8 protein-coding genes and 1 pseudogene are annotated in these 11,939 nt (G+C 42.9%); 8 read left to right on the top strand and 1 reads right to left on the bottom strand.

Translation table 11 applies throughout. The annotated features are described in order from the left end of the window. Positions 1–302: 302 nt before the first annotated feature. Positions 303–1,214, bottom strand: coding sequence for a recombination-associated protein RdgC (gene rdgC / locus PTE_RS00940; protein WP_036842333.1), 912 nt, complete (start codon positions 1,212–1,214; stop codon positions 303–305). A gap of 110 nt (positions 1,215–1,324) precedes the next feature. On the opposite strand from rdgC, the pseudogene PTE_RS26120 reads away from it, so the two are divergent. The 8 genes and pseudogenes from PTE_RS26120 to PTE_RS00975 all read left to right on the top strand — a co-directional run. Then, positions 1,325–1,411, top strand: a pseudogene (locus PTE_RS26120) (hypothetical protein); the annotation flags it as partial. Between the two features lie 611 nt (positions 1,412–2,022). After that, positions 2,023–3,978 (top strand): bifunctional 2',3'-cyclic-nucleotide 2'-phosphodiesterase/3'-nucleotidase, encoded by a 1,956-nt coding sequence (locus PTE_RS00945; protein ID WP_036842335.1) that lies wholly within the window; start codon positions 2,023–2,025, stop codon positions 3,976–3,978. 75 nt (positions 3,979–4,053) lie between these two features. Beyond that, complete coding sequence (locus tag PTE_RS00950; RefSeq protein WP_239002367.1) at positions 4,054–4,821, top strand: ribonuclease T2 family protein; 768 nt, start codon at positions 4,054–4,056, stop codon at positions 4,819–4,821. Between the two features lie 18 nt (positions 4,822–4,839). Beyond that, positions 4,840–5,724: a bifunctional metallophosphatase/5'-nucleotidase gene (locus tag PTE_RS00955; RefSeq protein ID WP_241826069.1), complete on the top strand. Its 885-nt coding sequence runs from the start codon at positions 4,840–4,842 to the stop codon at positions 5,722–5,724. Positions 5,725–6,019: 295 nt separating this feature from the next. Beyond that, complete coding sequence (locus PTE_RS00960; RefSeq protein ID WP_051477058.1) at positions 6,020–6,625, top strand: DUF1062 domain-containing protein; 606 nt, start codon at positions 6,020–6,022, stop codon at positions 6,623–6,625. Positions 6,626–6,675: 50 nt separating this feature from the next. Continuing rightward, entirely contained in the window at positions 6,676–8,154 is a 1,479-nt protein-coding gene (locus PTE_RS00965; RefSeq protein ID WP_036842340.1) for an MFS transporter, read from the top strand. 541 nt (positions 8,155–8,695) lie between these two features. Then, positions 8,696–10,012, top strand: a complete 1,317-nt coding sequence (locus PTE_RS00970) for a condensation domain-containing protein (RefSeq protein WP_051477060.1) — start codon at positions 8,696–8,698, stop codon at positions 10,010–10,012. A gap of 99 nt (positions 10,013–10,111) precedes the next feature. Continuing rightward, positions 10,112–11,863: a beta-ketoacyl reductase gene (locus PTE_RS00975; RefSeq protein WP_036842343.1), complete on the top strand. Its 1,752-nt coding sequence runs from the start codon at positions 10,112–10,114 to the stop codon at positions 11,861–11,863. Positions 11,864–11,939: the final 76 nt, after the last annotated feature.

Below are 11,939 nucleotides of genomic sequence, written 5' to 3' on the forward strand. Positions count from 1 at the left end.
TATTAAGTAATTGTAAAGTTATACAGTGAATAGGATTATTATTCGTTAGTGAATCCAATTACTCATACTTGTAGATATGAGCACTATTATTGACTAGATGGGGTTCTATTTTGTTAGTTGTTGGAACTTATACCAGTCTTGTGTAGTGAGTTTAAATCCCTAAGAATCCTGCCAGATCATATTAATATGGCCGAGGAAATTTTGGATTTCTTTCTCTCCAAATGAAAGTATAAAGTTAAGAAAGGCATAAAAATGCCGCTCTGAAAAATAATCCAAAGCGGCGGATAGCTTAAGGGCTGCTGTTATTTTTCCGCTTCGCCACCCAATGCGTCAATGGTGTTTTTAATCAGTGCACTTAATTCACCAGTCATTAAAATAAAGTCAGCATCAAACCGTTGGGTATAATCTTCCCGGTCGATATCATCATTTTGTTCACGCAGGGTATCACTGAATTTTATGCGTTTGAAAGTACCATCATCTGACAACATAAACTGAATACGCTCTTCCCAGTCGAGAGCCAGCTTGGTAACACATTTTCCGGCTTCAATATGGGTGGCGATTTCATCAGAAACCAGATCCTGTTTTTTACAGCGGATTACCCCACCTTCTTCCAGAATTGCTTTCAGTTCGGCTTCATCCATTAAAGCAAAGCCCGCCGGCAGATCACCGGAACGTACCCATTTTGTCAGGGTTAATTCTATTGGATCTTTAAATGTCAGAGGAACAACAGGTAAAGAGCCGAGGCTTTTTCTCAGTAATGCCAAATTATCTTCGGCCCGTTTAGCGCTGGCGGCGTCAACAATGATGAGATTATTGGCTATATCGATCCAGATATAAGTTTGGCTGAAACGGCTAAATGCCCGTGGCAGCAAGGTGTGCAATATCTCATCTTTCAGAGAGTCTTTCTCTGTTTTTTTAAGTTTGCGATGCTGCTCTCCTTCCAGTTTTTCAATCTTTGCCTGTAGCGCTTGCTTGATAACCGGTGAAGGCAACATCTTCTCTTCTTTACGGGCGCAAATCAGGATTTGATTATTCGCAACATGGGTGAAAGCGTCGCTGTGCGAACCCATTGGCGATACCCAGCCTGTTTTCGCCATATCCTGACTGCCACATGGGGTGAACGCTAACGGACTTAATTGTTTTTCCAGTTCATCCGCAGAAAGTGAAATTTCCCGGTTTAAACGGTAAATCATTAAATTTTTGAACCACAACATTGAAGTTATCCCATATTTTTGCTCATTTAATCGTTGAGCATCTCAAACATAAGTCCGCATGATAACGAATCACAGAGGTAAGCCCTAGTCTCTTGTGTCAATTTATCCTGAATGTGGATCGTCTCTATCAGACGTTGCCGGATTTGCTGAAAAAATGGGTGTTTGGTGGTGAGTGTGTCACTCCGATCAGGAAATAAATTTTTATATCAAAAAATCATTGATGAAATTAAAGTTACACTGTCTGGCTATAATCTGAAAATGTAATTAAGCATTAACTTTTTCTCTGTTTTTAATTAATGCCTTTAGATTGTTTTAATTGTAAACTTATGATTGTTTTTGTCTTAATATCTAAAGTATTTGTAAATAATATTTGAAATTTATAATCCATAGATGGTTTTGTTTTATCCGAAAATATCGTAATAGATATTTTATGATGAAAAACATGAAATCTTTAGCCACTTTGATTAGTTTATTTATCGTTTCAGGAATCAGAGAAAGCTACTCGATTTTCATGGCACTGGAATAACATCGAAATTAGTGTGTGTGCGGGTTACTATCTGCGTGATAGAAATGCAAATACGGTTAACTATAAAAAACAGGCTTACACCGTTGGTTTAGATAAACGTTTTGCAGTTTAATAGCCGGCGTTTGTTCGTTGCAGCGGCATATGATGGTGCACACAGCGACAACCCAGCTTATGAGAATAAAAAACAGACTATTCTGGAAACAGCAGCTCGTCTGTACTTCTAAGTTGAAAGTGATAAGGAGAGCTAAAGTTCTCCTTAACTAGCCTAAAAAGGGGTGTGAAATGGTTAAGTATGTGTTGAAGGTTTCCACATTAGCCTTATTGGTCGCATTTAATGTCAATGCTGCAACGGTTGACTTGCGAGTAATGGAAACATCTGATGTTCACAGTAATCTGATTGACTTTGATTACTTCAAAGATAAATCCACAGAGCAATTTGGTTTGGTACGTACTGCGAATTTAATTAAAGCGGCCAAAGCAGAAGCCTCCAACACGATTCTGGTTGATAACGGTGACTTGATTCAAGGTAGCCCGTTGGCAGATTACATGGCGGCGAAGGGACTGAAAAAAGGGGAATCTCATCCAGCCCATCAATTAATGAACACAATGGGTTATACCGTGGGTAACTTTGGTAACCACGAATTTAACTTTGGTTTGGATTATCTGAAAAAAGTCATTGCGGGTGCGAAATTCCCTTATATCAATGCCAACATAATGGATGCTAAAACCGGTAAAAACTATTTCACGCCTTATATTATCGTTGATACGTCAGTGAAAGATCGGGAGGGTAAAGATCACACCATTAAAATTGGCTATATCGGTTTTGTACCGCCACAGATTGCTATCTGGGATAAGCCCAATCTGGATGGAAAAGTTGTTGTTAACGATATTACTGAAACTGCGAAGAAATTTGTTCCTCAAATGAAAAAACAGGGCGCAGATTTGATTATCGCTATTCCTCACTCTGGTTTTTCCAAAGAGCCTTATAAGGCAATGGCTGAAAACTCGGTTTATTACCTGAGTGAGGTTGAAGGTATTGATGCGATTATGTTTGGTCATGCGCACGGTGTGTTCCCAAGTGAGGAATTTGCAGACATTAAAGGGGTTGATGTTGCCAGAGGTACGGTTAATGGTATTCCGGCTGTCATGCCCGGTCAGTGGGGCGATCATTTGGGCGTTGTTGATATGGTTATCAACAATGATGGCGGGATCTGGAAGGTGGCGGAAGCAAAGGCGGAAGCACGCCCGATTTATGACAAAGTGGGTAAAAAGGCACTGGTCGGGCGCGATAGCGAGTTAGTGAAGATTATCGAGCAAGCCCATCAGGGAACCCGGGGTTTTGTCGGTAAATTGATTGGTAAAGCTTCCGCCAATATGTACAGCTATCTTGCCCTAATCCAAAGTGACCCGACAGTACAGATCGTGAATGATGCACAGGCAGATTACACGCGGCATTTTATTCAGGGTGATCCGGATTTAGCAGATATTCCTGTTTTGGCAGCGGCGGCACCTTTCAAAGTCGGTGGTCGTAAGAATGCCCCCGCAGACTTCGTCGAAGTTGAAAAAGGTGATTTGACGTTCCGTAACGCGGCGGATCTCTATCTATATTCAAACACACTGGCTGTTGTGAAGGTAACCGGTGCTGATGTGATTGAATGGTTGGAGTGTTCTGCCGGCATGTATAACCAGATCGATCCAAATTCAACTCAGCCTCAGTATCTGTTGAACTGGAGCGGTTTCCGTACTTATAACTTCGACACGATTAGTGGCGTGAATTATAAGATTGATCTGACTCAACCCGCTAAATATGACGTTGATTGTCAGGTCATCAATCAAGAGGCGAACCGTATCAAGGAGGTGACTTATCAGGGTAAGCTTATCGATCCTCAAGCTAACTTTCTGATTGCTACCAATAATTATCGTGCATATGGCGGTAAATTTGCCGGTACAGGCGAAGGTCATATTGCATTCGCATCACCGGATGAGAACCGCGCTATCCTGGCTTCTTACATTGTCAAAATGTCTAAAGAGAAAGGTATGGTAGCGACCAAGGCCGATAATAACTGGTCGATTATGCCAATCAAAACCGACAAGAAATTGGATATTCGTTTCGAAACTTCTCCGAGTGAAAAAGCAGCGAAATTTATCAAAGAGTTCTCTCAGTATCCAGTGAAATATCTGGAAAATGATGATGTCGGTTTTGCAGTGTATCAAATTGATCTGACCGGAAAAAAATAATCTTAATAGTCGCCTGCCCTTGTGGGCAGGTTTTTGTTTGCCATTCAATAGGGAAAGAGTTTCCCATAAGGAACGATGATGCGTTTTTCTAACTTATTACCGGCAGTATTTGTTTTATTGGTTGTCGGCTGTGCGAAGCAACCAGAATTAATTGATTCTTTAGAGTCACAACCGGAAGAAGCTATTTCCTGTATATTGCCCGCTAATCCACCGGAAGATTATGACTACGTTGCTAAAAATGACCGTTATGGTCAGAACGCTAAAGCCTCTACAGATTACTTCAAACTGGCGATTAATTATTCTCCGGCATTTTGTAAAAACAAAGAGAATGAAATTAACAAACTGAAAAAGAATAATAAAATTGCCAAAGCACAGAGTGAATATAAAAAATTTGCACTGCAATGTTTCTCAGAAAATAAATTTGGCTGGATAATTCATGGCTTGTGGGCGCAAACCTGTGATGGTAAATCAATGGATCAGTGTCGTGATTGGTCTGATATCCGTAAACATCCACGTTTGTGTAAGGGTGATTTGCCATCACTGGATTATCAGGCAATTAAACCTTATCTGTGTACTTCTCCAGGTGTAGATTTGCTGCAAGCCGAGTGGGAAAAGCATGGCGTCTGTGCGTTTGAAACGCCAGATCAATTTTTCAGTAAACAGCAAGAACTGTTCAGCGGATTGGTATTGCCAAAGGATCGCCTATCTAACGAGCAGTTAATTAAGTTCCTTAAGGAAAATAACCCGTCATTAAAAGGTAAAGCCATTCCGATCAATCATAATGAATTTTACATTTGCTACAGCAAAGATTTCGACGTGATTGACTGTCCGAAACGTGAGTGATGATGACCAAAAGATAACATGATGAATTATAAATATAAGTTGCTTATTGTTGCGGTTGGTAGCGCTCTATTGGCTGGGTGTGCCACTGACCCCGGTTATGATCAAGCCGGTGAGGTTGATGTTCGTGTGCTGGCGATAAATGACTTTAGCGGTCATACACATCAGGCTTATAACTGTGTGATTAATGGTAAGCCGGTCACGTCTGCCCAGGCTAATGGTGCTCTGATAACTAATCTGGATTTGAAGCTGGATAAAATCACCAAAGATGTTGTTGATTTCGAAGCGAAAAATATTTGGGTAGATAACCATAAATATGAAAAGGATGCAGAAATCACCAAGATGTTGGATGCATATGAAAAAATAGCCACGCCATTGGAAAACCGTGTGATTGGTAAGTTGGATCGTAATTTGAGCAGGAGAAGCAACAGTGCGGGTGAGTCTTCTCTGGGTAAAGTGATTGTGGATGCTTATCTGTATACCGCTGCGCCGAAAGAGAGCGGCAGCGCTCAAATTGCGTTTATAAATAGCGGTGGTATCCGTGCTGACTTGGCTGGTGAGCAAATTAAACGCCTGTTGGAACAACAATGGGATCGTTCTGAGCCGCAAATTTTGGCGGTTTCGAATGGCTTCCAATATCAGTGGGATAGTTCTAAACCAAAAGGGGATCGTGTCATTGTCAGTTCCATGAAAATTAACGGCAAGCCTGTGAAATTAAAGGGGAAATGCCGTGTAGTGGCTAATGAATTTTTGGCAACCGGAGGGAGTAGTTTCTCTGTATTTAAAGAGGGTACTGACCCGGTATACGGTGTGCCGGATGTCGATGCGGTGGTGAAATATTTCTCTGAGAAATCACCGATTGCTTATCCTAAACAAGCCCGTATTGTTGATGTGAATAAAAAATAATCAACGACCTATTTCGTTGGGTTATTTTGTTAATAATACTCAACGAGACAGATCCTAAATGAATTACCTTTCTGATTTATTGAGCGGGATGTGGAAACGGGGAGTCAATGTTCTACCGTACCACATCCCGATTCTCCCCGTTTTATCCGCTGCTCCCCAAAATAAAAACGGTAAAGTCACTTAAGCAACGAATTGATAAATAGTTTCAAGATCTGATGTTATAGAATATCATCAAGTTTAGATTTTAAATTGACCAATTTAGCCGTAACTTAACCAATTAAAACGTGGATCTATCATGACAAATAGAAATGTTACATGGTTAGTCAGGCCTGTAGGCTATCAGGCCATTTTGAAACGTTGCCCTGGCTGTGAGGTGAAAAAGGAGTTTTATCCAGCAGGTACATTCAGGGTTAATGCGCAAAAAAAAGTGTTGGATGTGTGGAGTATCTATAAATGCGAAAAGTGTGATTACACTTGGAATATTGATATTTTTTCGAGGGTCAATGTCAATAAATTGGATGGCGACTTGTATGAGCGATTTTTGCACAACGATCAAGATGAAATTCGGCGATATGCCTTTGATTATCGAATATTGGCAAAAAACAGGGCTGAACTCGGTGTCTCTCCTGACTTTATTATAGAAGGTAAAGAACTTCAGGATATGGCTCAAACACCGGCCGTACAGATTACGATTCAGCTTGAATATCCCATTCCTATCAGACTTATCTCAATTCTGACGAAGAAGTTTTCGTTGTCACGTAGTCGAGTGACTAAGCTCGTTGATCAAGGCGCTATTCAGGGGGTAACTACAGTTGAATTAAATAAAAAGCTAAAGCGTGATATCACTCTTAGCATCAATGTTAACGATTTATTGCAAGAGTCTGATAGTCATTTTGTCTGAATTAATCTGGTTTCCCGGAGATGACATAAAAATAAGAATGGATGAGTGAAATGAATATTATAAAGAAATGGTGGGTGCTCTCTACTGTTTCAGCCGCGTTATTGCTGGTTGCTGTTGATATGACAGTGTTGTATACCGCGCTTCCGAGCTTGACTCACAGTTTGGGTGCGAGCACAACGGAAAAGTTATGGATAGTCAATATCTATCCTCTTGTCGTCTCTGGGCTGTTGTTGGGGGCGGGTACTTTGGGAGATCGCGTCGGGCATAGACGGTTGTTGGTTTGTGGTCTCATGATATTTGGTTGCTCATCCCTGATGGCAGCTTACTCTTATTCATCGGAAATGCTGATTGTTTCCCGGGTACTGTTAGGGGTAGGGGCGGCAACGATGATGCCTGCCACACTGTCGATTATCGCCTTAACATTCGATGATGAAGACGAGAAATCATTCGCAATTGGGATTTGGGCAGCCGTTGCCTCTGGGGGAGCGGCAGTAGGGCCACTGATAGGAGGCTTATTGCTTGAATATTTTTGGTGGGGATCGGTGTTCCTCATCAATGTTCCTATTGTGATTTTGACATTAATCTTGTCGTGGTTGTTTGTCCCAGCCTCTAAGACCGATTCGTCTCATCCGTGGGATCTTGTTGGTTCATTGCAGGTCATGGTTATATTGATCAGTTTTGCCTATGCCATCAAGGAGTTTGCCAAGCGAGATCCATCCTATATCGGGATACTGGTGACTTTTACTCTGGTGATCAGTTTTCTGGTGTTATTCATTCGACGCCAAAAACGAAGTGTGTATCCACTGATTGATTTCGACATTTTCAAAAGTCCGGCTTTTTCGTCTGCGGTCATCGCTGGGTTGGTGGCTTCCGCCTGTTTGATGGGGATTAATCTGGTTTTAAGCCAACGTTTGCAGCTTGTATTGTCATTAACACCTTTGCAATCGGGGCTCTATTTTTTGCCATTTTCATTGGGCGCGATTGTGGCAAGTCCTGTGAGTGGTTGGATTCTTCCTCGTTTGGGTAGTGCCCGATTGCTCATTACCTCTTTGTTGATGTATGCCTTTGCCATACTTGCACTCATGGTCAGTTTTTCAGCTCCCCTGCCTTTGCAGGTCATTTGCTTTTTTGTGCTGGGAACATGTCTTGGGGCAACAATGACGGCTGCGTCCAGTACTATCATGCAGGCTACACCACCAAATCGGGCAGGTATGGCCGCGTCCGTTGAAGAGGTTTCCTACGAGTTGGGCGGTGGATTGGGCATTGTGATAATGGGGAGCATCATGTCGGCTGTCTATAGTTATACTCTTAAACTTCCGGCTGATTCTCCAGTGAATGATGCTGCCAGAGATGGTATTGATGGCGCTTTGATCGCTGCGCAAGGAATGGCACCTGATGCTGGTTTGGCTCTTGCAAACCTTGCCAGGTCAGCGTTCGACGATGCAGTTTTTTCTGTGATGGGGGCCTCATCCCTGTTTCTTATGGCGATGGCTGCGTTGGTATGGTTCAATTTTCGCCGTTCTTCCTGAGTGACTCCTCTCATTCTTCGATTCATCATTGCGTAATTGAATCAAAGTAGATGGTATGCAACCTAGTGAAATAGGTGAATAGATTGATTTCGCAGGTGCTTTTTAATAGGAAGCCACATTTTTGTGGCTTCTTCTCTTTTGATTGGTGAGTGCGCTTCGATATATATGGGGTTTCTGATGGGCTGATTGGTTTATCACTCGTTTTTATTAAAAAGAGTACTTATTTAATAGTAATAATATCTTAATTATTCTGGTGTAGTTCAAATATCTGGATTGATTCATGGAGGTTTCTTTTTTTATTGCTACTTTTAAAATTGTCACTATGTTGTTTATGACTGTAGTAAATGGCGCTAATGATCATTCCATACAGGGTAGGTAAGTTATCGCTTCTCGTTTTTTTACTCTGCATGTTCGCTTTCTCTGGTCGTCAAAAGTAAACGCTGTGTTATCCAACTAACTTGTATGCAGGATAGTGTGGAGTCGGCACAACGTTTTAATTTTCGTCTCCGCCCGTAGGGCTTGTAATGGAAAGGTGAAGATTATGCGTGTTCAATTAGGGCAATTATATGATTTGCGATATTCGCTGAGAATTGATCAGTTATGTGTCGGTGAAGTATTAATGCCCTTGGAACGATTGGCGCCTGAACATCTCAGGGTGGCGATTGAATACCTGTTGAATAAGTATTCTGTTCTGAGGGCACGATTTGTCGGTGATGGCATGAATATGGAAATGGACTTGGTGCCTCCCAGCAGTGAATTATTGCGTCAGGTTTTTGAAGTCAGAGAGCTAACCGGTAGTCAAGATGATCGACGGCGCTTAATATCAAATTATATCGCTGAAGTTAGAGCCAATATGAATGTGGCAAATCCTCCACTGTTGCGTTACTGCTTGTTTGATGGCGATGGTGCCCGTGCGCAGAGGCTGGTATTGATATTCAATCATCTGGTATGTGATGGCATTTCCAGTCGGATTTTATGGCGAGATCTCTCAAAGGCGTACAGAATGTCTGTAAATGGTCAGCCTCTTGATTTTGAGCATGCCACTAATTATGAGCAATTTTGCGCTGAGCTGTATGAACGGCATAAGCAAATGGCAAAAGCGGTCATCCCCGATACTGAACAAACGATTGAAAATACCACACTTAATATTCTCGGTGAGCAGCGTGTTGAGTCACTTCCCATTAGTAAATTAGCTGAAGCCGTTACAGAATTCAGGCAGCTTGATGATGAGGCTTTAAAGAGGATACGTCTTTTGGCTCAGCAACGTCGTGTCAGTGTGGCAGATTTGTTGCTTGGTAGTTGGTTAAAGGCCCTGGCGGTTGTCTTCGGGAAAGGCAGCCTGGATATGTTGATGTGGGTCAGCCCTCATTTTGTGGGTTATTGGGAAACTTCGGTTTCTAATCTTGTCGGGTCAGTATCATTTCCGATCACCGTTAAGTTTCATATTGACCCGAATCTATCGCTGAATAGCACCCTTCAGCACATGGCCCAAGAATTGAATGGCGCAATGGAAAAAGCGGCGGATTATGCGGCTACTTACTTTGTGTCTGACTCTTCATTTGGCTGGCCAGAACTTCCTGCGATTTCTTTCAATTTCGTTGGGGATCAACGACGATCGCCTAATGTTATTGGTTATGAACTGGCCCCTGAAAAAATACGTATTGGCAAGCCGGATGAAGATGCGCAAGACGTACCGTTGAGCATGGATATAGAGATATATGCCAGTACTATGGACGTCACCATTTCTTCCAGGCCAGATTGTAATCTTCAGTTTTTACCATCCCGTTTGATGGCTATTTGGTTGGAAACCATCGGCGAGTCTGGAATTGAATTGCCGTTTTACTCTGGTTATCAATAGCATACCCTGCCATTTTTCGTCTTTTATGGTTTCATTAGTAGCACGGCTGTTTTCTGGATCTGATCGTTATTGAGAGGATTTTGATATGGGGGAATATTGATGAGTCAAGAAATTTACGGGCGTGAAGTGTCACCGATCAAACCCGTTGTGCGTGATCCCTTGCTTCGTGATTTGGAAGAGAGTGGCATGCAACTGTTCAATCTGAATTGGGTGAAGTGTCATATAGCCTCTCCTAACGCTCCGTTATTAACTAAATGTACTGTCATTAGCAGAAATACCGATTTTGCCCACAATGTGAAGGGATTGATTGAGGCTAAGGGAATTGATGTTGTCACTCTTGATCTTGATGCAGATCTGGTTTCCCAACTTGACTCGATAGAAGTCACAGGCACATTGCTCTATTTAGCCGGCCACGAGAAGCTTCTGAGCGCTTCAGATATTGTGGCTCATGAGTTACACCAATTCGAAAGTTTACGTCTTATTGCTAACAAAGTTGCTGAATGCCGTCATGAGGAAAAATCGCAACTCTGGGTCGTTACCCAGGGTGTACAGGTGCTTGGCGGGCAATTTGATGCGCTAGGTTTGTCTGGTAGTGGTTTATGGGGATTAAGCCGGGTGATGGCGAAAGAGTACCCCTCTGTTGAAGTTGGACTGATTGATTTACCTCTTGAACAGATTGGGGACGAAGGGATCGTATCGGCTCTTAACATCATGACAAATGCGAGTGAGAAGAGAGAGTTTCTCATTGATGCTCAGGGCATTTGGCAGCGTCAGGTTGGATCTGTCGCCATTAGCCATGAAAAGACCGAAATAAAGCAGGACGCCAACTATCTTATCACCGGAGGGTTTGGCGAGACCGGGCGGATGCTGGCCACGAATCTTTTTGCGTCAGGAGCAAGGCATGTAACGCTGATGGGACATTCTGCTCCGCCGGCTGATTTGATTACCGAATCTGAGCAACTGAAAGCGCAAGGTTTCAGTCTCTATTTGTTCCAGGGTGATGTAGCCGATATTGAGGATGTCAAGGCGGTGCTGCGGCGTATCGATAGAACGGGTTTCCCCTTACGGGGAATCTACCATCTGGCAAGTATTGTTGAAGACGGAATGCTTGCCACGTTAAGTCGCCGTTCGGTTGAAAAAGTTTTCCGTCCGAAAATTGCCGGAATCTGGAACTTACACTTGGCTACCCAAGGGTTAAGCCTGGATTGGTTCATCACATTTTCTTCATTAGCCGGAATTATTGGCATTGCGGGGCAGGGGCCATATGCCGCTGCGGACTCATTCGCGGATTCTTTAATGCGATATCGGTTGGCAACTGGGCTTCCAGGTACGGCTATCGCGTGGCAACCCTGGCGTGGTGGGATGACTGCGCGTCTCAATCCGTTGCACCTTAGCAGACTTGAAGCCATGGGATTGTTGCTCCTTGATATCAAAGATGTCATGGATACCGTTACCAGAAAGAGTATTCATCACGATACAGGGCTGATTGCCGGAAACTTTAGCCGTGTTGCTCTGGAGAGGCTGATTGATTCTCAAGGTCCTGTGAATGATATAGAGACTGCTTTGGCTTCTGCTCGAAGTGATGATGCTATGGTCGCGTCTGGGCAACCTTCGCATGAAGAGCAACGCAATGCGATGACGGAAATAGTGATAGAAGAGTTGAAGAAACTTGTTGCAGGAGGAGAAATCACCGTCGACACGAAGTTGAGTGAAATTGATATGGACTCCATGTCAGCGGTTGCGATTGTTCAGCGATTGCGGGGGATCATTGGAAAACTCGTCCCCATATCAGTCTTTTTTGACGACTGTAGCATTGCTGAGGTTGTTGAAAAATTGAAGCGCTATTTCTGACAAGCTATTGCCTGATGCAGTAACACCAAGCACAAACCTTACCTTTTCCGTGACGAAGTTGGCGTAGCCGGAAGGT

Origin of the sequence: Photorhabdus khanii NC19, from assembly GCF_000517265.1 — a bacterium.
Taxonomy (GTDB): domain Bacteria; phylum Pseudomonadota; class Gammaproteobacteria; order Enterobacterales; family Enterobacteriaceae; genus Photorhabdus; species Photorhabdus khanii.

Excerpts from the sequence above, each read along its gene's own strand:
- PTE_RS00975 (WP_036842343.1), top strand. The coding sequence starts at position 10,112 with ATGAGTCAAGAAATTTACGGGCGTGAAGTGTCACCGATCAAACCCGTT.
- PTE_RS00965 (WP_036842340.1), top strand. The coding sequence starts at position 6,676 with ATGAATATTATAAAGAAATGGTGGGTGCTCTCTACTGTTTCAGCCGCG.
- PTE_RS00955 (WP_241826069.1), top strand. The coding sequence starts at position 4,840 with ATGATGAATTATAAATATAAGTTGCTTATTGTTGCGGTTGGTAGCGCT.
- PTE_RS00970 (WP_051477060.1), top strand. The coding sequence starts at position 8,696 with ATGCGTGTTCAATTAGGGCAATTATATGATTTGCGATATTCGCTGAGA.
- PTE_RS00960 (WP_051477058.1), top strand. The coding sequence starts at position 6,020 with ATGACAAATAGAAATGTTACATGGTTAGTCAGGCCTGTAGGCTATCAG.
- PTE_RS00945 (WP_036842335.1), top strand. The coding sequence starts at position 2,023 with ATGGTTAAGTATGTGTTGAAGGTTTCCACATTAGCCTTATTGGTCGCA.
- PTE_RS00950 (WP_239002367.1), top strand. The coding sequence starts at position 4,054 with ATGATGCGTTTTTCTAACTTATTACCGGCAGTATTTGTTTTATTGGTT.
- rdgC (WP_036842333.1), bottom strand. The coding sequence starts at position 1,214 with ATGTTGTGGTTCAAAAATTTAATGATTTACCGTTTAAACCGGGAAATT.